Annotated in this window: 13 protein-coding genes and 1 other RNA gene; 6 read left to right on the top strand and 8 right to left on the bottom strand. The window is 63.1% G+C overall.

Annotation, left to right across the window (positions count from 1 at the left end; genetic code table 11):
- Positions 1-29: 29 nt before the first annotated feature.
- Together VLU25_03570 and VLU25_03565 are read left to right on the top strand one after the other, a co-directional pair.
- Positions 30-773 (top strand): PIG-L deacetylase family protein, encoded by a 744-nt coding sequence (locus tag VLU25_03570; protein HSR66998.1) that lies wholly within the window; start codon positions 30-32, stop codon positions 771-773.
- Positions 774-818: 45 nt separating this feature from the next.
- Complete coding sequence (locus VLU25_03565; protein ID HSR66997.1) at positions 819-2,150, top strand: class I SAM-dependent methyltransferase; 1,332 nt, start codon at positions 819-821, stop codon at positions 2,148-2,150.
- Positions 2,151-2,254: 104 nt separating this feature from the next.
- Here the strand turns inward: VLU25_03565 and VLU25_03560 are convergent, their stop codons facing one another.
- From VLU25_03560 to VLU25_03540, 5 genes are read right to left on the bottom strand one after another with little or no spacing between them, the layout of a single operon-like run.
- On the bottom strand, positions 2,255-3,865 hold the full coding sequence (locus VLU25_03560; GenBank protein ID HSR66996.1) for a GWxTD domain-containing protein: 1,611 nt from the start codon (positions 3,863-3,865) through the stop codon (positions 2,255-2,257).
- A 25-nt stretch (positions 3,866-3,890) separates the two neighbouring features.
- Positions 3,891-4,889: a tetratricopeptide repeat protein gene (locus VLU25_03555; protein HSR66995.1), complete on the bottom strand. Its 999-nt coding sequence runs from the start codon at positions 4,887-4,889 to the stop codon at positions 3,891-3,893.
- Positions 4,886-7,177: a tetratricopeptide repeat protein gene (locus VLU25_03550; protein HSR66994.1), complete on the bottom strand. Its 2,292-nt coding sequence runs from the start codon at positions 7,175-7,177 to the stop codon at positions 4,886-4,888. Before VLU25_03550 ends, VLU25_03555 begins: the two co-directional genes overlap by 4 nt.
- A complete protein-coding gene (locus tag VLU25_03545) occupies positions 7,174-9,426 on the bottom strand; it encodes a glycoside hydrolase family 3 N-terminal domain-containing protein (protein HSR66993.1) in 2,253 nt (750 codons plus the stop codon). The genes VLU25_03550 and VLU25_03545 overlap by 4 nt, the downstream gene beginning before the upstream one ends.
- 2 nt (positions 9,427-9,428) lie before the next feature.
- Entirely contained in the window at positions 9,429-10,721 is a 1,293-nt protein-coding gene (locus VLU25_03540; GenBank protein ID HSR66992.1) for an ROK family transcriptional regulator, read from the bottom strand.
- Between the two features lie 252 nt (positions 10,722-10,973).
- On the opposite strand from VLU25_03540, the gene VLU25_03535 reads away from it, so the two are divergent.
- Both VLU25_03535 and VLU25_03530 read left to right on the top strand, forming a co-directional pair.
- Positions 10,974-14,372: a carboxypeptidase-like regulatory domain-containing protein gene (locus tag VLU25_03535; GenBank protein ID HSR66991.1), complete on the top strand. Its 3,399-nt coding sequence runs from the start codon at positions 10,974-10,976 to the stop codon at positions 14,370-14,372.
- 182 nt (positions 14,373-14,554) lie between these two features.
- Positions 14,555-16,663: a glycoside hydrolase family 3 N-terminal domain-containing protein gene (locus tag VLU25_03530; protein ID HSR66990.1), complete on the top strand. Its 2,109-nt coding sequence runs from the start codon at positions 14,555-14,557 to the stop codon at positions 16,661-16,663.
- A gap of 71 nt (positions 16,664-16,734) precedes the next feature.
- Here VLU25_03530 and ssrA read toward each other — a convergent pair.
- Both ssrA and VLU25_03520 read right to left on the bottom strand, forming a co-directional pair.
- Positions 16,735-17,095: a transfer-messenger RNA gene (gene ssrA / locus VLU25_03525) on the bottom strand.
- Positions 17,096-17,203: 108 nt separating this feature from the next.
- Positions 17,204-18,085 carry a 5'-3' exonuclease H3TH domain-containing protein gene (locus tag VLU25_03520; GenBank protein ID HSR66989.1) on the bottom strand — a complete coding sequence of 294 codons (882 nt, stop codon included), beginning with the start codon at positions 18,083-18,085 and terminating at the stop codon, positions 17,204-17,206.
- A gap of 70 nt (positions 18,086-18,155) precedes the next feature.
- Here VLU25_03520 and ilvD point away from each other — a divergent pair, with 70 nt between their 5' ends.
- Entirely contained in the window at positions 18,156-19,835 is a 1,680-nt protein-coding gene (gene ilvD / locus VLU25_03515; protein HSR66988.1) for a dihydroxy-acid dehydratase, read from the top strand.
- A 163-nt stretch (positions 19,836-19,998) separates the two neighbouring features.
- Complete coding sequence (locus VLU25_03510; GenBank protein ID HSR66987.1) at positions 19,999-20,235, top strand: hypothetical protein; 237 nt, start codon at positions 19,999-20,001, stop codon at positions 20,233-20,235.
- 172 nt (positions 20,236-20,407) lie between these two features.
- Here the strand turns inward: VLU25_03510 and VLU25_03505 are convergent.
- Positions 20,408-21,987: CRTAC1 family protein (locus VLU25_03505; protein HSR66986.1), on the bottom strand; the 1,580-nt coding region annotated here is incomplete at its 5' end.

Below are 21,987 nucleotides of genomic sequence, written 5' to 3'. Positions count from 1 at the left end.
CGCGCGCCCACTTTGTGTAGACTCTTGTCATGGCCTGCTTGCTCTATTCCTACGCTCATCCTGACGACGAAAGTTTCCTGGTGGCCGGAACCTCCTGCCGCTATGCTGCCGAAGGGGTCTCCATCGTGCTGGCCACGGCCACCCTGGGGCAGAAGGGGAAAGTGGGCGAACCCGCCATCTGCACCCGCCAAGAACTGCCCGAGGTACGGCGGGGCGAGTTGGAAGAGGCCTGCGCTTTACTCGACATCGGGCATTTGGAGGTCTTCGGCTACCAGGACAAGCACCTGAGCGAGGCGCCCGCCGAGGAGATGCGGGAGCGGCTCACCCGCCTGATCAGGCGTTGGCGGCCCGAGGTGGTCTGCACTTTCGATCCCCACGGACTCAACCAGCACCCCGATCACGTGGCCATCAGCCGCTTTACTTCCGATGCCGTTGCCGCCGCCGCCGATCTCCGTTACCGCATCGACCTGGGCGCCCCTCATCAGGTGCAGCGCTTGCTCTGGACCCCTTTCGAGGCCCCTTGGGACTTTCCCGCCCCCGAACCGCCATGGCCCCGACGCCCCGGCGCCGATTTCATCCTCGACATCCGTCCCCACTCCCAGCGTAAGGCGGCAGCCCTCAAGGCCCATCGCACCCAGTGGCCTTCCATCCAGCGCTGTTTCTTTCCCCAGGACGAAGATGGCACGCGTCTTCAGAGCGAGGTCTTCCGTCAAGCCTGGGGACCCGAGATCGGAGAGCGTCCCTGCGATGACCTCTTCGCCGGCATCCGTTAGCTCGCCTGAGGGCGCCGGCGGCGGGAAGCGGTACAATGAAAGGCTATGTCGGAGGCGGTGCAGACACGTAGATCTACCCTTGAGCCGCAGGAAACGGCTCAGCCAGAGCCTGAGGAATCGCGGATCAGCGCCATGGGCGAAGTGGCGCGGGAGATCTTCGGGGACGACCCGGCGGCCGTCCGCCGCTGGGTCGAGTACTGGTCACAAAGCCGCAAGCGCAATCAGGCGCTGCTCGACGCTTTTGCTCCTTTGGCCCTGCTCGACTTCCAGGGCAAGAGGGTGCTCGACATCGGGTGCGGTGCGGGGGGGATGGCCGAACTGATCGGCCCCCGATGCCGTCTCTATGCCGGCGGCGACTACCATCACCACGTGCTCAAGTTTTCGCCCCAGGTCGACAACAGCTCCTTCATGCAGTGCAGCGGACTGGATTTGCCTTTCGCTTGCGGCAGCTTCGACTTCATCTTCGCCTTCGACGTCATCGAGCACCTGCCGGGCGGTCCCCGCTGGCACCTGCGCTTCCTGCAGGAGATGCGGCGCGTACTCAGTCCCACCGGGATGCTGCTTTTGACCACGCCCAACCTGCTCTATCCGCGCGAGGGCCACACCGGACTCTATTTCCCGCAGTACCTGCCTTTGGCCTTGGCCGACCGCTACATCGCCTGGCGCAATCCCGCCTTTTTGAGGGAGCACCATTCCTTCGCCGAAATCCAACTGCTGACTCCCGGCCGCTTGCGCCGCTGCCTGAAGCAAAGCGGACTGGCCTTTCTGCACGACCTGCCCTGCGGACTGGACCGCAGCGATTACCGCAAGCTCTTTCCTTGGCGCGGGTGGCTCACCCGGCTGGGGCTGGGCTGGTATCCGCATGCCGAGTTCTGGGGACTGATCGTGCGCCGCGAGATGCGTGCCAAGCTGCGCACCAAGCTGCGTCATCAGTGGTACTACGAGCAGCACCAGCCTTCCGGCCAGGAGGAGCGCGATTTCGGTCCCATCATCGACTTCGAGCAAGGAGGGGGCTCGCGTCAGATCGGAGCGGGCTGGTATTGGCACGAACGCGACAAGAAAGGGTTCCGCTGGACTTCCAAGTCAGCCACCTGCTTTCTACAGAGCCCCGGCGGACTGCCCTATCTGCAAGTGCACGGTTACTCGCCCCGCAGCAACCGGCTGGAGGCTGTCGTCGACGGGACCCTGGTGGGAGTCCATCTCATCGATGAAGGCGAAGAGTTCCGGCTTCAATACCTGATGCCCGAGGAAGAGGCGCAGCTCAGAGAAGTCGAGATCCGCTGCAGCCGCACCTTCCGGTCCCAGGACGATCAGGACGACCGCGATTTGGGCGTCATGATCTTCTCTCTCGGCATGGCCGGGCAGTTGCAGTCCTAGCTGGAGACGGCCCTGCTCATAGCGAGCAGCCTCGAACCGCCGAGAGCAAACAGGCCCTCAGCGCGGTCGCTGAACCTTGATTCGTGTGTCAACTTGTTGGCCACCTAGTGGCCCGAGTCTGCAGCCGGGCTGTCCACGATGGTGAAGGTAGCCGACCGCTGGACCGTGGTGGCCGCGATGCGGTCGGTGATGGAAACGGTGAGGCGGTAGTGGCCCGCTTTCAGCGGCTGAGTGGAGAGCATCGATCCGGCGAAGAAGCGGTCGGAGTAGCGGTGCAAAAGGCGCTCCAGGTTGCTGAAAGGCAGCGGTATCTCCTCTCCTTCGCGCTCGACTTTCAGGTCCATCTGCAGCCAAGGCTCAAGCGTCTGCTGGTCGGCCGCGACGTTGTAAACCTCGAAGTAAAAACCCAGCGGCGCGCCTCGCCGGTAGGTGCCGTTGCGGCTGGGGTAGACCTTGACCGAAGAGAGTACGAAGGGATCGGAGATGAATTCCTGGTCGCCGGCCGGCCCCACATGATCAGCCAGGATGAGGGGAGACATTTCCAACTCGGGCTCGGATGGGGGCTGAGGAATGTGAATGCCGGTTTCCAGCAGTCCCACCTTCTCGCTGTTGATGTCCTTGACCACGGAGACCAGCTTGTAGCGGCCCGGCTTGAGGGGCAGGTTGCGCTGAAAGACCGAGTAGCCGCGCCGGGCGTCCTCGACCAGGTTGAGATTGACCACTTCGTCGAAGGCGTAGACGGTCCTCTGGTCGAGCCCTTCCACTCGCCCGTAAACATTGAGGCGGGCCCGTTCCAGGGCTCCTTCGACGCTGGACTTGGGAGCGAACTCCTGAGTCGGGAAGAAGTAGGTGGCCGGGGCCAGGTAGTCCTGCGAGGTGATGCGGATGCGGTCGATGCGCACCTGGAAATCGAGCTGGTTGTAGGAGACGCGGCTGTCCACCATGCGCTCCAGATCGGTGAAGCGGATGTCGGGCGCCGCCTGGATCATGGTGTATCGGCGCAGGCGTTCGAAGAGGTCGTCGTTGCGCGTGAAGATGCGCAGCGGATCGCCCGTGCGCCGGGCCGCCTCGTTGGCCATGGTGCGGGTGCCGATGCGCTCCGACTTGGTGCCGCCGCCCAGCCGTTCCGACTCGGTCAATCCCAGGCCGGGAATCCACAAGGTGGCGTCCTTGTCCATGGCGTCGCGGGCCAGTTCGTAGTGTCCGCTCATGGTGCGGTCGACGAACTCGATGGTCACCCCGTCGCCCACGCCGTCCAAGTTGCGGTAATACCAGGACTGCCAGGCATAGGTAGCCGTCACGCCTCCGCCTTCGCTGGCGGGACGGTAGTACTGCTCGCCCTGGTCATGGTGTTCGATGCTGTCGGGCTCGCCGTGGATGATGTAGACGCGTCCCCGGTCAGATTTCCATCCCGGGACTCCCACTGAAAAGTGATCGTTGGCGTAGGCGATGCGGCGGTAGTGCTCCTCCTTGAACTCGTTGAAGGCGGTGGCAGGATCGCTGTCGCGCCGCAACCAGAACTGTTCCACGAAACGCTCTTTTTCGTCCTCGGTAGTGAGATTCTCGAAGACGGCCCGTTCTTCGTCTGTGATGATGTAGGCCACGTCTTGCTCGAGCCACTTGCGGTAATAATCCTCGGCTTCTTCCCGGCGGCGCTCCTGGGCCGGCAAGGCCAAGCTGAAAAGGGTGATTAGAAGAAGAATTCTGGTCATCATTGGCGTCATATCGGTAGACCTTATTCTACGGTTTCCGGGGCGGAGGCTGTTGGAGATCCGCCGAGTCTTCCGCTTGCGGGCGCAGCACCTCGTCTTCGCGCTTGCGCTTTTCGCGGAAGAGTTGGATGTGACGGCGGGCCTCTTCGTCTTGTCCTAAGCGCGAATAGGCCCGGCTGAGCTGAAAGTTGACGTCGGCGCGCTGGGGCAGCAGGCGTTCCGCTTCACGCAGCGACTCGATGGCCGCCTGATAACGCCCCTCCCTGAGAAGCACCTTGCCCAGCCCCAGGTGAGAAGGTCCGTGGGTGGGTTTTTTGTCGAGGGCCGAGCGGAAGAACTTCTCCGCCGAAGGATAGGCCTCCCTCTCTAAGTCCAGCGCTCCCTGGTAATAGTCGGTTTCCCAGGAATCGGGCTCGATGAGGCGCGCCCGCTCGATGGTTTCCTGGGCCTCCCGGAAGCGGGTCAGCAGAATCTGTCCATAGGCCAGCGCCCGCAGTCCGGCCGGGTCTCGGGGGCGCAGCCGGGCGTGGTGCTGGAGGTGCTCCAGCGCCTCGGCCAGATCGGGAGTTTGCAGCAGAGCTTTTCCAAGTTGAAAGAGGACGCGCGGCTCCTCGGGATTCATGAGCAGCAGCAAGCGCAAGGTGTGGATGCCGTCGCCCGTCCGTCCGCACTCCAGCGAAACCAGGGCCGACTCGTAGAGGACGTCGGGGGAATGAGGCGCTCTCTGCAAAGCCTTCTCGATGGCATCGATGCCTTCGGGGCAGCGGCCCAGCTTGAGCTCGATAGCGGTCAGGGTGCGCAGGTAGCGCACCGAGTCGGGCCGCTTCTCCAGCGCCTGCAGGCACAGCGAGCGGGCCTCCTGCAGGCGTCCTGCATCGAGTTGGGCACGCAGGCGTCCCCACAGCGCCTCATCGGCCTGACCCTCCCCGGCCTGCCAGGTCGGCCCCGCCGTTGCCGCCGCGGCCGCAACGGGTGCAAGCCACAAGGACGACATCAAAAGTGCGGTCCATATCACCCGCGTCTTCATGGCTGTTCCTCGCTGTCGGGCGGCGGGTCCAACTGGCGGACGGATTGCAGGCGTGCCTCCTCTTCCAGCTTCTTGAGCTGCCGGTAACGCCTCAGTGCCTCCTGGGCCTCGTCCTTGCGTCCGGCCAGGGAATAGGCGCGGGAAAGCTGATAGTGGACGTAGGAGGCATCGGGACTGAGGCGCGAGGCCGTTTCGAGATTCATGGTGGCTTGCGGCAGCTTCCCCTCCTTGAGTTGCATCTTTCCCAGTTGGTAGTAGGGCTGGGCGTAGTCGGGATCGGCCGCAATGGCCTGCTCCAGCAGGGGCGGCGCTTCCGAGGCGCGTCCCAGGGCGTCGAGCAGGAAGGCCTTGTGGTAGAGGGCCTTGGCGTGCCGGGGAGTTTTCTCCAGTTGGCGGCTGAAAGCCTCCAGCGCTTCATCCATCTTGCTCTGACGCAGCAAGGCCATGCCTTCGAAGTAGTGGACCTCGGCGATCGAGGGATTGAGGCGGCGTGCCTGCAGAAAAGACTCCCGAGCCTCCTGAAAACGTCCCTCCACCGCCGACACCCGTCCCTTGAGCAAGTGCAGGTCGGCCACCTCGGGATGGAGTCCGATGAGAAAGCCGACCGCCTGGCTGGCGGCGGCGCTGTCCTTGGACTCCACCAGTTGCAGGGCCGCCTGGGCCAGCATTCCTTTGGCGGCATCGCGTTGCGGATTGCGCCTGAGGTCGGCGATCAAGGGCTCCACCGCGCATTCCGGCTGATCGGCCTTCATGCAGGCCAGTGCCCAGTTGAAGTAGAGATCGGCGTTGCCGTCGTCCCAGCCTGAGGCCAACTCCAGAAAGCGGGCGGCTTGAGCGAATTCCTGGCGCTGCGCGTAGAGGCGGGCCAGCAGTTGGTAGGCGCTTGAAGCGGCGCGTGCGTAGAAGGCGGCGGTTCGGTCCTGCTGCGGGTCGGACTCCACGGCTTGTGACTGCAAGTCGACCAGCATCAGGGAGGTTTCGCCGTGGGAGGCCAAGGCGGCCTGCAATTGGCGGGAGGGGTTATCGCCTTCCTCCGCCTCAGGTGGCGCCGCATCGGCAATTCGCTCGCCCGAAGAACCTTTCATCTGCTCTTCCACCGCTTCCGCCTCCCAGTCGAAACGCTCGCGTTTGAGGCGGCGCGAAGCCTCGATGTGGACTTGGGCTTCCTCCCGCTGTCCGCTGCGCAAGAGGGCCTGCCCCAGTGAAAAATGAGCGTTGGCGACACGGAAACGATCAGCCTCGGGATCGGGCGTGAGCCTGATGGCCTGACGCAGGTGATCGACGGCCTGCTCATAGCGGTTCAGCTTGAGCAGCGTCTGTCCCAGGAAAAGGTGCGGATCGGGACGCTGCGGCTCCAGCCGGCAAGCCCGCTCCAGCAGCGGCAGCGCCTCCTCATGGCGCTGATCGGAGGCCAGCACCACTCCGCTGAAAAAGATGGAGGGGTAATGGTCGGGCGAATGCTCCAGTTCAACCTGAAAGTGCCGCAGCGCCTCGCCGAAGGCCTCGCGGTGATGGCGCATGAGCAGGGTCAGTCCCAGATAGTAATGAGCGCGGGGGAAATTCCCATCCTGCTCGATGGCGCCGCGAAATTGGCGGATGGCCTCCTCCAAATAGCCTGTTTCGCGCAGGGCGCGTCCGCGCAAAACCTTGAAGCGGGGCGAGGAACCCACCCTCTCCTCCATCTCGGCGAAGACCTTCTGGGCCTCCTCGGGACGCTGCTGCTTGAGATAGGCCAGAGCCAGGGTGTAGGCCACGCTCATGTCGCCCGGACCCAGCGAATAGGCGTCGCGCAGTTCTGACGAGGCTCCCTGATAGTCTCCCTGCATGAAGAGGATCTTGCCCAGCAGGTGGTGAGGGTCGGGATTGAGGGGATTAAGGCGCAGCAACTGCCTGAGCGTCCGGCGTCCCTCCTCGTAGCGTCCGCTGCGCAAGTAGACGATGCCCAGGCCCATCAGCGACTCGGCGGCGAAGGCCGAGGCGCGGGCGGCCTCCAGATAAGCCTTCTCAGCCTTTTCCCAGCGGCGCTGGGACTGGTAAAGAGCGCCCAACTGGTCGAGCGAGGCGGAGACGATGAAGCGGGCGTCGCTTTCGGCCGCTTCGATTTCCCCCAGGCGCAGAGCCTCCTGAGCGCGACCAAAGACCTGCTCGATGACTTCCGACGGCTTTTGCTGGGCCGCAAGCAGGAGGACGAGATTGGCCAGGATGCACAAACCCGTCAGCGCCAGGCCCGGCCGGCGCGCTTTCCTGCGCCTGCGCGCTGTCTCGAAATGATCGACTCTGGTAGTCATGGCGTCAGCTTAAAGGCGGTCTTCAGTCCGCCCACCGAGAGGGTGAAGCTGCCCGGTTCCAGGTGCTTCTTGCCGCGGGCGTCGGGAAATGCCAGATCGCGCCCGGGCACGATGGTGAAGCGCAAGGTCCGCGACTGGCCGGGTTGGAGTTCGATTTTCTCAAAGTGCTTCAATTCCCGCACCGGACGCGTAATGCTGCCCACTTCATCGGTGACGAACCACAGCACGCTCTCCTGTCCCGTCCGCTCACCGGCGTTGCGCACCGTGACCCGGGCTTCGATCTCCTGCCCGGGGGAGTGGCTCTCCCCATCGATCTCCAGGCCGGAATACTCGAAGCGGGTGTAGCTGAGTCCGTGCCCGAAGGGAAAGAGCGCGCTGGACTTGTCGGTTGCCTTGTGATTATAGGGCACCGTGTGGGTGGGATAGGCGGGATAGGAGAGAGGCAGCCGGCCCGAAGGGTTGAAGCGGCCGGAAAGAACGTCGGCGATGGCCTCGGCCCCTTCGAATCCCGGCAGTCCGGCCATGAGCATGGCGGGAAGGCTCTGGGCGTAATGGGGCGGAACCACCCGCGGACGGCCTTGCACCAGCAGCAAAACGACCTTGCTTGAGGCGCCGGCGGCGGCGCCAACAAGCTCCAATTGCCCGGAATCGAGGGTGAGGTCGTTGATCTGTCCGGTCACTTCGGCATAAGGCTCTTCACCTACAGCCACGATGACGGCATCGGCCGAGGCGGCAGCCTCTTCGAACTTCCTGCGGGCTTGGCTGCCCGGCTCGCCGATGTCCTCCATCAGGGTGACCCGGGACGCGCCGAAGCGCCTGGCCAGCGCCTCATGGATGGTGAGCATGTCTCGGGGGTACTCTTCAGGCTTGCCGCCCGTCCAGCGCAGCGTCCAGCCTCCCCCGAGATTGCGCTTGGAGTTGGCGGCCGGTCCTGTGACCAGCAGATGGGCCGCGTCCTCGGCCAGCGGCAGCAACCCCTCGTTCTTGAGCAGGACGATCGACTCGCGGGCCGCCTGTAAGGCTTCACGGCGGTGTTGGGCGGCTCCGATCAAGTCGCCGCGCGGCTGAGCCGGGTAAGGATGCTCGAAGAGCCCTAGTTCAAACTTGAGACGCAGGACTCGCCGCACTGAGGTATCGACCCGCTCTTCCGATATGACGCCCTCGCGCACCAGTGCCTGCAGGTGATCGCTGAAGGCATAGGTGTAGGGGGTCATGGCCATGTCGATGCCCGCCTCCACCGCCATTTGGGTGGCTTGGCGTTCGTCTTCCGCCACCTTGTGGAAGTTGACCAGCTTGATGATGTCTTCCCAGTCGGTGAGCGCCACCCCTTCAAACCCCAGCTCCTGGCGCAGCAAACCGGTCAGGATGGGCTTGGAGGCATGTACGGGAATGCCGTTGATCTCGCCGCTGTTGATCATGACCGTGCGCACGCCCGCGTCGATGGCGGCCTTGAAGGGAGGCAGCAGGTATTCGCGGATGCTCTGCCAGGAGATGTCCACCGGAGTCCGGTCGTAACCCGAGTCGGGAACCGAATAGCCCAGGAAATGCTTGGCGCAGGCAGCCCTCAGATGGCCGTCGCCAGTCTCGCTCGAGGCCTCGCGCAGTCCTTCGATAAAGGCCGTTCCCATGCGGGAGGCCAGCAGCGCGTCTGCTCCGAATGTCTCGTAGACTCGCGGCCAGGCGGGTTGACGGGCCAGTCCCAGGACAGGTGCGAAGATCCAGTGGTGGCCCAGGCCCTGAGTTTCTACGACCGTGATCTTGGCCATCCGGCGGACCAGTTCGGTGTTGAAGGTGGCCGCCAGATTGAAGGGTTGGGGGAAGATGGTGGCTCCGCTGAGGTAATTGGCCCCGTGGATATGGTCCATCCCGTAAATGATGGGAATGCCCAAGCGCGACTCCCGCATGTTGATGCGCTGAAGCTGGTCGCTGTACTCATGCCATTGAGAGGCGGGCACCGCGATGCCGTTGAGGAACGATCCCACGTGGTAGCGGCGTATGGCCTGGCTGACCAGGTCGGGATCGATCTGTACCGCCTCCTGGCCGCTGCCGTTGATGGCGCTGAAGTTGATCTGAGTCATCTGGCCGACTTTTTCGGCCAGCGTCATGCGCCCCAAGAGGTCTTCCACCCTCTCCTCTGGAGGGGCCGAAGCGTCCTTGTAGAGAGGCTCTTGCGGGGGACTTGCCGGGACGGCTGTCGCCCATGCCGAAAAGAAGGCCAAGAGAAGAAAGGTCAAGCGGATTCTCATCATGTTTAACTCGCGGAATTGAGGATGCGGGTCGGCATCTGCCCGGGATCGAGCACGTAATGGTGCAGTTGGTCCCAGGCCAGCCTGAGAGAGGATTGAATGCAGCCCAGCAGGTAAACGTCCGAACCCAGGCTCGACAGGGCCAAGCGGGGCAGATTGGGGATCATCTCGGACATCACGCCCCGGACGGCATCGATGAAATGGTCGCCGGCTCCTACGATTCCACCGCCGAAGACCACCAGGGTGGGGTCGACGATGCTGCACAAGTTGGCCACCGAGGTGCCTATGTAAGCGGAGAGTTCCTGCACCAGGCGCTGAGCTTCGGGCCGTCCCGAGCGGGCCGCTTCGAAAACCGCGGCGGGATTGAGGTGTCCTTCGCTGCCTGCCTCGTCCACGGCTTGCAGGAGCAGGCGGGCGTCCTGCGATCGGGATTGGCGGCTGAGGCGCTCGCCCAGTTGATTGCGCAATCCCCGGTAGTGGTGATGATCGATGTTGAGGCGCCCGATTTCGCCGGCATGCCAGTGACCGCCGCGGTGCAGCTTGCCGTCGATGATGATGCCGGCCCCAACCTGGCAAGGATCGGAAAAGATGTTGGCCGAGATGAAGGCGAAGTCCGATTCGCCTTGAGCGCAGCCCTTCCAGTGTTCGCCCTGGACGGCCGAGTTGAGGTCGTTCTCGACAGCCACCGGCGCCTCCAGCTGTACGCTCAGGCGCTGGGCCAATTCGATGTCGCGCCAGCCCTCCAGATAGTTCATGGTCAGGTCGATGGCGCGTCCTTGTGTGGAATCGGTGATGCCGGGAGCCGCCACGGTGACGCCCATCAGCAACTCTAAAGGCAGTCCGGCCTCCTCCAGCAACTGCCTGACGCTGTCGGCTTGAGCTGCAATATGGGCATCGGGTCCGGCCGCCGGGTCAATGCCCACTCGGGAGCGGGCCAGGATTTTTCCGTTCAGGTCGGCCACGGCCAGACATAATTGAAAAGGTTGGAATTCCAGGCCCGCCACGCAGCCCAGCTCATCGTTGATTTCAAGCAGACGAGGTTTGCGGCCCGGCCCGCTGGCTCGAACCGGCTGACGGCGCTCGCGCAGCAAATGCAGTTCGCGAAGCGTGTCGACCAAGGCTGAAACCGTGGGCGGAGACAACTCCGAAATCTTGGCCAGTTCGGCCCGCGAAAGCGGTCCTTTGTCGCGAACGGCCTCCAGAATCTGCCAACTGTTCAGGGATCGCATCTTGGAAAGATCGATCTTGCTGGCATAGCGTCCGCGCTGCTTGGAGTACTTGCGTGATTGACTCGACATCAGATGTTTTTTCCCCCAACGGTCAGTTTCCAGTTGACAGACGATTATGGGCTGTGGTAATCCTTTGCGTCAAGTTATTTTTTAAGAGTCCTAATTAAAGGCGGCGCTAAGGGGCGCGGGGACCTTGCAGGCCCCTTGTCCTTTCCGGCGCCTTGCACTGGGGCAATAAATTAGGAGTCTTAACAATTGTTAGCAGCAAGAAAGCGCAATTGCTTCATGCAGTCAATTGCAGCAACACACGGGGGTAAACACATGCGTCCACAGCAAAGGGTTTTCTGCATCCCAGCCCTTTTGGCCACGCTTTTCCTCCTGTTCTCCGTATCGTTGCAGGCCCAGACAGCGGGTACTATCAGCGGCACGGTCAAGGACAGTTCGGACGCGGTCATTCCGGGAGCCGAGGTGAAAATCGTCAACCAGGACACGGGAACCTCCCGCACCGTGATTTCCGACGACACCGGCTTTTACACGTTTTTGCGGGTGGAGGTCGGCACCTACCGGCTGACGGCCACGCTGGAAGGTTTCAAGTCGTTCGTGGCCAAGAGTATCAAGGTCGACGTGCGCGCCAACCGGGTCGTCAACTGCCGTTTGGAGTTGGGCGAGATGAGCGAGGAGGTGACGGTCAGCAGTTCTCCCGCTCAAGTCGAGCTGCGCAGCGGCTCGGTGAGCAACCTCATCACGGGCGAGCAGGTCACCGAGCTTCCCCTCAACAACCGCAGTTTCGTGCAGTTGGCCACCCTGGTTCCGGGGGCGGCGGTGGGTCAGGGCGCGGCGGTCTCCAACACCGGACTGTTGGCGGGTGTCGACATCTCCTTCTCGGGCAGTCCGGGCAACGCCAACATGTGGCTGGTGGACGGAACCAACAACGTCGACATCGGCTCGGGACGCACCATCCTGACCTACCCCTCGGTCGACTCGATTGCCGAGTTCAAGATCCAGCGCAACAGCTACGAGGCCGACCTGGGCGCTTCTTCCGGAGCCCAGGTCAACGTGGTGACCAAGAGCGGTACCAATCAGTTCCATGGTTCCGCTTACTATTTTCACCGCAACGACAATCTCAACGCCACCGAACTATTTCTCAACTCGGCCGGCGCGGAGAAGCAAAGCCTGGTCTACAACAACTTCGGCTATTCGCTTGGCGGACCCATCGTCAAGGACCGCCTCTTCTTTTTCTGGTCGCAGGAGTGGCGCAAGGACCGCCGGGGCGTTCCTCGTCGAGCCCGCGTTCCCACTTTGGCGGAACGGCAGGGCGATTTCTCCGGTCCCAGCAGCCGTGACCCGTTGCCCATCAATCCCTTCACCGGTCAGTTCTTCCCCAACCACCAGATCCCCCAGGAATTGCTGAGTCCGGCGGGACAGGCGTTGCTGGCGCTCTACCCGGCGCCCACGCTGTCAACCGACGACCCCCGCTTCAACGGCGCCAACTGGGTGGCCGCACCCAGTTCGCCCATCGACACCCGGCAAGAGCAGGTGCGCCTCGACTTCACTCTCAACAGCACGCACAGCTTTATGGGCCGCTTCACCAAAGACAGTTGGACCAACTCCTCCCCCAGCTTTCAGGAAGGCGGACTGTGGGGCGACGACCCCTTCCCTGCGGTCGACTCCCAGTGGGACCAGCCGGCCCGCAGCCTGACCACCCAGTGGACTTCAACTTTCGGAGCCGCCACGGTCAACCAGATGAGCTTCTCCTGGTCGGGCAACGAGATCGACATCGTCAGGGGCAGCGGCGACTCCATCAACGCAGCCATCAACTCGGCCATTCCCGAGGTTTTTCCCGGACCCGAAAACCATGCTCACACGACGGTTTGGGGTGGAGTCCTGGGCAACGACCTGTGGCATCAGGCGCCCTGGACCAACCGTCAGGACCTGCTGGTCTGGAAAGACGACTTCTCCAAGGTCGTCGGCGACCACAGCATGCGTTTCGGCGTCTTGGTTTCCTATAACAAGAAGGAAGAAGACACCAACGCCAACGGCGCTTCCTTCGCTCCCCAGTTTTGGACCGACGGGGGGCGGGCTATTCCGGCCGCCTGGAACGGGATTGAAGGCTCAACCGACACCACCGGCAACGCCGTGGCCGACTTCATCCTGCGCGGCACCGTTTTCGGTCAAGGCATCGAGAATTCGGCCAACCCCCGCGCCAACATCCGCTGGCGCGATTACGAGTTCTACTTCGCCGACACCTGGCGCGTCCATCCCCGCTTCACTCTCAACTACGGGGTGCGCTACTCGATTCTGCCCAACGCCTTCGCCGACGATGACCGCATCGCCAATTTCATTCCCACTCTGGTGGATCCGGCCGAAGGAGCCACCTCCACCAACGGATTGATCTTTCCAGGCGACGTCCGCGGACTCGACGTCGACGAACGGGCGCTGGTTCAGAACCACTATCTGGACATCGCGCCGCGTGTAGGATTCGCCTGGGATCCCACCGGACAGGGCCGCTGGGCCATCCGTGCCGGAGCCGGCGTCTTCTTCAACCGCGAAGCCTTGGGCGACCTGCTCACGCTGGCCATCAATCCTCCCTTCAATACCTCGCGGGGCTTCAATACGGGTCGTCCCCTCGACTCGATTCCGGAGAATGCCGGGACCTTCGGCGGCGAGGGCGTGGCCCAGAACGGCAAAGACCCGCGCGCCAAGACTCCGGGCAGTTATCAGTGGAACCTGACCATCGAGCGCGAGTTATGGCGGGATACCAAGTTCGAGGTGGCCTACGTAGGCAACCGCGGACATAATATTCCCACCCGCATCTTCAGCAACCAGGTGCCGGTTGAGGACCGCACCGAATTCGCCGTTCAGACCTTGAACAACAACGCCGATGCGGCCAATCAACTGCGGCCCTTCAACTTTCTGGTGGGCGGCGGATCGGGCCCGGTCATCTTCGCCCGCTTCGCGGACAGTTGGTATCACAGCTTTCAGGCCTACCTGGTCAAGCGCTTCTCCGACAGCTTCTCCTACCAGCTCTCTTACACCTACTCCAAGCTGTTGGCCACCAGCTACAACCTCAACGAGGTGCGCAGCAACACGGTGTCCGACCTGACCAACATCGGCTATGACAAGGGACTGGCTCAGTTCGACCGTCCCCACCTCTTCACGGCCAACTTCATCTACCGGACTCCTTCTCTGAGCGGGTCCAACGGGTTCGTGCGCAACGTCCTGGGCGACTGGGAACTGGCCACCATCGTCACGGCCAACTCAGGACGGGCCGAGTCGGTCACGTGCTGCACCGACTTCACCGGAACCGAGTCCAACCGTCCCGACTTGGTGGGCAACCCCGAGGGTCCCAAGACCATCGAGCAGTACTTCAACACGTCCGCCTTCGCTCCGCCTTCCCGAGTGGGACGCCTGGGACTCTCGCCCCGCTCCCAATACCGGGGCCCCGGCATCCATAACTGGGACGTTTCCTTCATCAAAAACGTCTATGGGCTGCCCTGGTTCAACAACGAAGGCGCCCAGTTGCAGTTCCGGGCCGAGTTCTTCAACTTCTTCAACCACACTAACCCGCAATTCATCGACAACAACTTCAGCATCACCGACGAACAAATCGATGAAAACGGCAATCTGCTCAGTTTTGAGCAGTCCAATCCCAGCTTCGGGGAAGTCACCCGCGTAAGGCCTCCGCGCGAGATTCAGTTCGGTCTGAAGCTGATCTGGTAGCCGTCCCCGCGACGGCTGTCAACGGCAGGGTGGCCTCCCTGCCGCCTGAGCGGAACGCTCCCCGGCGCCATCGGACGCGACGCCGGGGAGGTTCCCTTTTCCGTGTCTAGAGCGTTAGAATAGGGGATACTTTGAGCACAGCCCCGTCTCTCCGAGTCTCCCTCTCCAATCTCATTGCAAAGATGACCTTGCGCGAGAAGGTCGGCCAGATGACCCAGGTTTCCCTGGAATCCCTGGCGTCCTCCCGTGAGCGTCAGGGCTCCCAGTTCCGCTTCGACCGCCAGGCTCTGCAGAGGGCCGTGGGCGAATACGCCGTGGGGTCGGTGCTCAACGTGGCCGACCAGGCTCTCTCAGCTTCCCGCTGGCGTGAAGTCATCGGCGAAATCCAGGAAACTGCCAGCCAGGGCACGCGCCTGGGCATCCCCGTGCTGTTCGGGATCGATTCGGTGCACGGAGCCAACTACACCCGGGAGGCCACTCTTTTTCCTCACAACCTGGGATTGGCGGCTTGCTGGAATCCTGATTTGGTGCGGCGCTGTTCTTCCATCGCCGCCCGCCAGACGCTGGCTTCGGGCATCCCTTGGAGCTTTGCTCCCGTACTCGACGTGGGACGTCAGCCGCTGTGGTCGCGCATGGTCGAGACTTACGGCGAAGACGTGCTCTTGGCGACGCGGCTGGGTGTGGCCGCCGTGGCCGGTTTGCAGTCGGGGGGACGCCTGGCGGGTTGTGCCAAGCACTTTGTCGGCTACAGCATGCCCGCCACCGGCAAGGACCGGACGCCCGCCTACATTCCCAAACATGTCTTACGCGAGTACTTCCTTCCCCCCTTTCAGGCCGCCATCGGGGCCGGCGTGGCCACCATCATGGTCAACAGCGGGGAGATCAGCGGCACGCCCGCCCACGCCTGCAAATGGCTGCTCAACGACCTGCTGCGCCATGAGATGGGCTTCAAGGGCGTGGTGGTGACCGACTGGATGGACGTGATGCGCCTGCACACCATCCATCGCGTGGCCCCTACTTTGAAGGAAGCCGTGCGGCTGGCGGTTGAAGCCGGAATCGACATCAGCATGACGCCTCATCGCCTCGATTTCTGCGATCTTCTCATCGAACTGGTGGAGGAGGAGGCCATCTCGCAGGAACGCATCGACCAGTCGGTGCGCCGCATCCTGATGCTCAAGCACGGTCTGGGACTGTTCGACAATTCCGTTGCCGGATCTCTGCAGGATCTGCACCAGGAGGGCGACCGCAAGACAGCCCTGGAGGCGGCCCGCGAGTCGGCCGTGCTGCTGCGCAATTGGGGCGTCCTGCCGCTGGACGCCGAGACCCGGGTGCTCCTGACCGGGCCGGGCGCCGATTCCCTGCCGGCCCTTTTCGGTCCCTGGTCCTACACCTGGCAAGGCCGGGAGGAGACCGCCTTTCCTGCCGGACTGAAGACCTTGCGCCAAGCCATGGCCGAGTCGATCGAAGAGCGCTTGATCTATCGTCCTGGCTGCGGATTCCGGGGCGCGCCTCAAATCGAGCAGGCCTTGCAGGGGCTTGAACAAGCCGACGTGGCCGTCTGCTGCCTGGCCGAACGGTCCGCTGTGGAAAAGCCGGGGGACATCGAAGACCTGTCGTTTCCGCGTCCCCAGTTGCAGTTGGCCGAGGCGCTGCTGAATAGCGGCAAGCCCGTCATCCTGCTGGTGACGGCGGGTCGTCCCCGCCTCTTTACCGAGGTCGCCGAGCGGGCCCAAGCCGTCCTTTGGGCCGGCTACCCCGGCTCAGCCGGCGCTCAAGCTCTGGTCGAGATACTGCTGGGCCAGGTCTCCCCCTCGGGACGCCTGCCCTTCACCTATCCGCGTTCCAGCGGCTCGCTCTTCACCTACGATCACAAGAACTCCGAGAAAGAAGACATCCATCTGGGGATGAAGGCCTTCAACCCGCTTTTTCAGTTCGGCCAAGGGCTGACCTATACCGATTTCGAGTACTCCAATCTGAGCCTCGACCGAGACAAGATGAAAAGCGGAGAAGAAGTGCGGGTCAGTGTCGATGTGAAGAACGTCGGCGGCCGCGCCGGAACCGAGGTGGTGCAACTCTACGTCAGCGATTTGTATGCCTCGCTGACGCCTCCCTGCATGCGGCTCAGGGACTTTCGCAAGCTCCCTTTGGATGCGGGAGAGCAAGAAACGCTGACCTTTCGCCTGACCCACGACGATTTGGCCTTCGTACACCGCGACGGCAACCGCCGCGCCGAGGCCGGCGACTTCGAAGTCCGAATCGGCCCCCTCTCGGAGCGCTTTCGGCTGATTTAACGAATTTGAAGTAAGAGGCGAGTCTCAATCGGCCCGGCCGTTTGGAGCCGGGTTGACGGGGTCTTGAAAAATGGTGGAGGCGGTGGGAATCGAACCCACGTCCGAAAGCCTTCGCCGGCAGAATCTACATGCTTGTCCGGTCTCGTTCATTACGTGCGGACGGCGTTTGAAACCGGCAAACGAACCTTCCGAACGCCCTCTCAGTAAAGTTCTCGACGGCTCCCTGAGAGAGAGCGAAACCGCCGAAAATCCCGCTAAGTGACGTCCTATCCCGACTCGCGGGCTAGCCGGGTAGGACGGCTGCGGTGGTTATTACGCAGCGAGAGCCATTTGATCGTTGGCAATTGTACGTTTTTCCGCTTTTGACGAGGTTGCGGAGCCTCGGCATGCATCTGACGCCTCAACTGCTTCCGTCGAAGCCAAGTCGCCCCCACTTTTCAAAGAACGCCCCCGGGCAGCGTTTCTCGCCCTGGGGTCGATCTACTAAGATGCACCATCTGCCCTGTTCGTTGCAAGCCAATAGCGAGTAAAGCGAGACGGTCATTCCTCGTTTTGCCAGCGGGGGATGAGGTCGAGGGCGGCTTCCGAGTCGAGGTCTCGGCAGAGGGACTCGAGGGGCTTGCGGCGGGCGCCTCGCCATTCGAGGTCGTGCAGCGATTCCTGTATGGGGGCGTCGTAGCGAAGGGTAGCCAGTCTCTTGTAAAGTAGCGCCTGAGGGCGGCGCTCGGCCAGGTTTTCGGCCAAGGAAGAGGCGCCGCGGACGGTCACTTCCCAGTCTTCGGCGCGCTCGGGGATATCCTCCAGGTGCAAGTAGCGGCTCAGCACCGCGGCCGCCGATTTGGCGCCCCAGCGGGGAATGCCGGGAATGCCGTCGGCGCTGTCCCCCACCAGCGCCAGGTAGTCGGGGATGCTCTCCGGGCCCACTCCGAACTTGTCGCGCACCCCCTCTTCGTCGATCAGCAGGCCGCGTCGCCGGTCAAGGCAGACGATACGGGTCCCCTCCACGCATTGAGCCAGGTCTTTGTCGGTGGAGCAGAGAAGAATCCGGTCCACCGCCTCTTCTTGGACGTAGCGCCGGGCCGCTGAGGCCATCAGGTCGTCGGCTTCCAACTCGACTCCTGGCCAAACCACCAGTCCCAGGGCGCGGCAGGCTTGCTCGGCCAGTTCGAACTGGCTCCTCAAGTCGGGGTCGATGCCCTCGCCGGTCTTGTAGCCCTCAAAGAGCTGGTTGCGGAAAGACTCGATCACGTGATCGAAGGCGCAGCCGACATGGGTGGCGCCTTCTTCGCGCAGCATCTTGGCCAGCGAGCGGATCAATCCCACCGTGGCCCCAACCTCGCGTCCTTGCGGGTCGCTGCGCTTGGGAGCGCCGTAGTAGTGGCGAAAGAGCTCATAGGTTGCGTCCACCAGGTGCACCTGCATGGCGGCCATTGTAGCCTGCCTGGCCGGGCGGCCTTCCAAAGCTGCCCGCAAGGCGCTAAGATCAGGCCTCATGACCCGCAAACTGAACCGCTACAGCTCCCGTCTTACTCAGCCCAAGTCCCAGGGCGGATCTCAGGCCATGCTCTACGGCACGGGATTGACGCCCCAAGACATGGACAAGCCTCAGGTCGGCATTGCCTCCATGTGGTACGAGGGCAACACCTGCAACATGCATCTCAACGACCTGGCCGCAGAGGTCAAGAAAGGCGTGGTCGAGGCCGGGATGGTGGGGATGCGCTTCAATACCATCGGCGTCAGCGACGGCATCTCCATGGGCACCGACGGCATGAGCTTCTCGCTGCAGTCGCGCGACTTGATCGCCGATTCCATCGAGACGGTCATGTCGGCCCATTGGTACGACGCCAACATCTCCATTCCGGGCTGCGACAAGAACATGCCGGGTTGCCTGATGGCCATGGCCCGGCTCAACCGTCCGGCGCTGATGATCTACGGGGGCACCATCAAGCCCGGCTGTCTGGACGATGAGGCTATCGACATCGTCTCGGCCTACCAGAGTTACGGAGAGTACCTGTCGGGGACAATGTCGGACGAGCAGCGCCGACGGGTGGTGGCAGAGGCTTGTCCGGGCGCCGGGGCCTGCGGAGGCATGTACACGGCCAACACCATGGCATCAGCCATCGAGGCTCTGGGGATGTCGTTGCCCTACAGTTCTTCCACGCCCGCCGAGGACGGGGGAAAGGTCAGGGAATGCCGCGAAGCCGGAAGCGCCCTGCGCCTCCTGCTTGAAGAGGACATCAAGCCCCGCGACATTCTCACCCGAGCGGCTTTCGAAAACGCCATCGCCGTGGTGGTGGCCTTGGGAGGGTCGACCAATGCCGTTCTCCATCTGCTCGCCATGGCGCAGGCCGCCCAGGTGGATCTGGAACTCGACGACTTCCAGCGCATCAGCGACCGCGTGCCCTTCCTGGCCGACCTCAAGCCCAGCGGACGCTATGTCATGGAAGACCTGCACAAGGCCGGGGGGACGCCGGGCCTCATGAAGTATCTGTTGGAGAAGGGGATGCTGGACGGCGATTGCCTCACCGTCACCGGCCGCACGGTGGCCGAGAACCTCGATCCGCTGCCCGGTCTCAGTCCGGGACAAAAAGTGGTTCGGGCGGTGGAAACGCCCTTGAAGGCAACCGGCCACATCCAGATTCTCTACGGCAACCTGGCGCCTCATGGCGCGGTGGCCAAGATCACCGGCAAGGAGGGCGAAGTCTTCGAAGGAGAGGCGGTCTGTTTCGACCGCGAAGAGGCCATGATCGAGGCCTTGGAAGAGAAGCGCATCAAGGCCGGACAAGTCATCGTCATCCGCTACGAAGGACCCAAAGGCGGTCCGGGGATGCCCGAGATGCTCAAGCCGACCGCGGCGCTGATGGGGGCGGGATTTGGCAAGGACGTGGCTCTGCTCACCGATGGCCGTTTCTCAGGCGGATCGCACGGGTTCATCGTGGGGCACATCACTCCCGAGGCCCAGGAAGGCGGTCCGCTGGCGTTGCTCAAGGACGGCGACCGCGTCCGCATCGACGCCAGACAGCGGACTCTGGAAGCGGCCCTCGAGGAGGCCCAATGGGAGCGCCGCCGCCAGGCCTGGACCATGCCTCCCTTCCGGGCCAGCCGCGGAACCCTGGCCAAGTACATCCGCCTGGTGCAGTCCGCCTCCCGAGGCTGCATCACAGACGAGTAGCTCTCAGGGTGATTTCCAGTCCAGCCCCGGAAATCGAGCGAAATCCCGGTCAAGAGTTATCCATTGGCGCCCGTGTTCAATGGCGAGAGCCGCATGCCCACGCATCCGGCACGAGATTTCCTTTGCCGTTCGCCTCCAGGCAAAGGCGACGGAAAATCTCCCAATGCTGCTGTCCAGGATGGAGAGCGATGCTGTGGGGCTGGCGGATGAGTGCTTCGCAGTATTCGAGAGCTTCCTGAGGAGCGCTGGGGTCGTTGAATATCCTTCCATGAGTAACGATCCGTACGACACCGCTAAGAACGTGAGAGGAAAGGCCGAAACGAGAATCTCCGCCGACGACGGCTTCCAGCCATTGCCTGCAAAGTTCGTGCTCAGGAGCGTCAGGACGAAATGCATTTGACGAGAACGCTGACGTCAGCTAGGACCATTCCTGGCTCTCCTCAAGCAGATCGAGCAGCGCCGCGTTGGAATGAAGATCCACTCCCGGCCGGAGACCTCCCTGACGTCTCGAAACGGGCAGCGGGGGGCGTTGCTCATCGTCGCTGGAGGGCTCGGCGAGGACCCCGGACCGGCTAACGGTATTCAACGACCGTCGCGGTATTGATTGCGGGGGACTCCAGGCGGGTGGTCTTGCCGTCGGGCCAGATGACCTCGAGCCACTCGGCGGAGTCGTTTTGGCCCAGGCCGAAGTGGACGCGCAGATCGTGCTGGGATAGGTAGCTGCCCCCTGAACGGACTTCCCTCAGTTGCACCTTGCCGCCGGCCTTGAGCCGGACCCGGGCGTTGAGTCCGTAGCGGTTGTAGTGCGGTCCCCGCAACTCGACCCTCAGCCAGTTGCCGGAGTTGCCTCCGTCATTGCGCAGCAGCATGGGGGGGCCGTCCAGGTCGTTGACCACGATGTCGAGGTCGCCGTCGTTGTCCAGATCGCCGTAAGCCGCTCCCCGGCTGGCGCGCTTGGCGGTCAGCACGGGCATCTCCCGGCTGACGTCCTGAAAGCGTCCATCCCCCTGGTTGAGGTAGAGCAGCTTGGGCTGAGCGTAATCGAGCCCGATGCCGGCGCTCTCGACCTGGGGATAGACATGCCCGTTGACGGCGAACAGGTCGAGGTCGCCGTCGTTGTCGAGATCGAAGAAAAAAGCGCCCCAGCCGACCAGGGGAAAGCTGGCCTCCGCCGTGCGGCTGGCGTAGGAGTAATCGGTGACCAGCCAGTCGCCGTCGTTGCGGTAGAGGACGTTGTATTCGTTGGAGAAATTGGTGGCGAAGAGGTCGAAGCGCTGGTCGCCGTTGAAGTCGCCGATGGCCACGCCCATGCAGGCTTGCTCGCTGCCGTCCTCGCCCACCGCGCTGCCCGAGAGGAAGCCATAGTCTTCGAAGGTGCCGTCGCCCCGGTTGCGGTAGAGGTAGTTGGGACGTCCGTCGTTGGCCACGAAGAGGTCCAGCTTGCCGTCCTGATCGAAATCGGTCCACGCCACGCCCAGGCCGTAGTATCCGTCGGCATCGTCCAGTCCGGCCTGCTTCGAAACCTCGCTGAAGGTGCCGTCCCCTTCGTTGCGGAAAAGCGAATCGCCTGCTCCCGGCAACCCGCGGGGACCGCACTGCACGGGGATTCCCTGATACTGGCAGAGAGCGCCTTTGCCGAATTCGGGCAGGCTATCGAGAGAGAAGTCGACGTAATTGGCCACGAAGAGGTCAAGATCGCCGTCGCCGTCATAGTCGCCGAAGGCGCATCCCGACGACCAGCGCTGGTCGTCGACCCTGGCCTGGCGGGTGACTTCCCTGAAGGTGCCGTCGCCCTGGTTGCGATAGAGCTTGTTTCCGCCCAGCGCGGTCACGTAGAGGTCCATGCGGCCGTCGCCGTCGTAGTCGCCGGCACAGCCTCCCATCCCCCATCCGGGATGATCGACGCCCGCCGAGGCGGGAACCTTCTCGAACTTCAGACCTCCCAGATTGCGGTAGAGATGGCTGGGAGCCGAGGTCGGATCGACATTGTCGACGGTCAGCGAGTTGACGAAGTAGAGGTCCTGCAGTCCATCGCCGTCGAAGTCGAAGACCACCACCCCTCCGCTCATCGATTCCACGATGTATTTTTTCTCGGGCGCCGAAACGTGCTCGAAAGTAATGCCGCTCTGCCCTGTCACGTCCACCAGCCGTA

The organism is Acidobacteriota bacterium, assembly GCA_035471785.1.
Lineage (GTDB): Bacteria > Acidobacteriota > UBA6911 > RPQK01 > DATIPO01 > JANQFM01.
This window is presented reverse-complemented; position numbering and strand designations above follow the sequence as displayed.

What these genes read in the sequence shown, in the direction of transcription:
- VLU25_03540 (HSR66992.1), bottom strand. Translation starts at nt 10,721, where the DNA reads ATGTCGAGTCAATCACGCAAGTACTCCAAGCAGCGCGGACGCTATGCC.
- VLU25_03520 (HSR66989.1), bottom strand. Translation starts at nt 18,085, where the DNA reads ATGCAGGTGCACCTGGTGGACGCAACCTATGAGCTCTTTCGCCACTAC.
- VLU25_03555 (HSR66995.1), bottom strand. Translation starts at nt 4,889, where the DNA reads ATGAAGACGCGGGTGATATGGACCGCACTTTTGATGTCGTCCTTGTGG.
- ilvD (HSR66988.1), top strand. Translation starts at nt 18,156, where the DNA reads ATGACCCGCAAACTGAACCGCTACAGCTCCCGTCTTACTCAGCCCAAG.
- VLU25_03545 (HSR66993.1), bottom strand. Translation starts at nt 9,426, where the DNA reads ATGATGAGAATCCGCTTGACCTTTCTTCTCTTGGCCTTCTTTTCGGCA.
- VLU25_03560 (HSR66996.1), bottom strand. Translation starts at nt 3,865, where the DNA reads ATGATGACCAGAATTCTTCTTCTAATCACCCTTTTCAGCTTGGCCTTG.
- VLU25_03570 (HSR66998.1), top strand. Translation starts at nt 30, where the DNA reads ATGGCCTGCTTGCTCTATTCCTACGCTCATCCTGACGACGAAAGTTTC.
- VLU25_03530 (HSR66990.1), top strand. Translation starts at nt 14,555, where the DNA reads ATGACCTTGCGCGAGAAGGTCGGCCAGATGACCCAGGTTTCCCTGGAA.
- VLU25_03565 (HSR66997.1), top strand. Translation starts at nt 819, where the DNA reads ATGTCGGAGGCGGTGCAGACACGTAGATCTACCCTTGAGCCGCAGGAA.
- VLU25_03535 (HSR66991.1), top strand. Translation starts at nt 10,974, where the DNA reads ATGCGTCCACAGCAAAGGGTTTTCTGCATCCCAGCCCTTTTGGCCACG.
- VLU25_03550 (HSR66994.1), bottom strand. Translation starts at nt 7,177, where the DNA reads ATGACTACCAGAGTCGATCATTTCGAGACAGCGCGCAGGCGCAGGAAA.
- VLU25_03510 (HSR66987.1), top strand. Translation starts at nt 19,999, where the DNA reads ATGCTGCTGTCCAGGATGGAGAGCGATGCTGTGGGGCTGGCGGATGAG.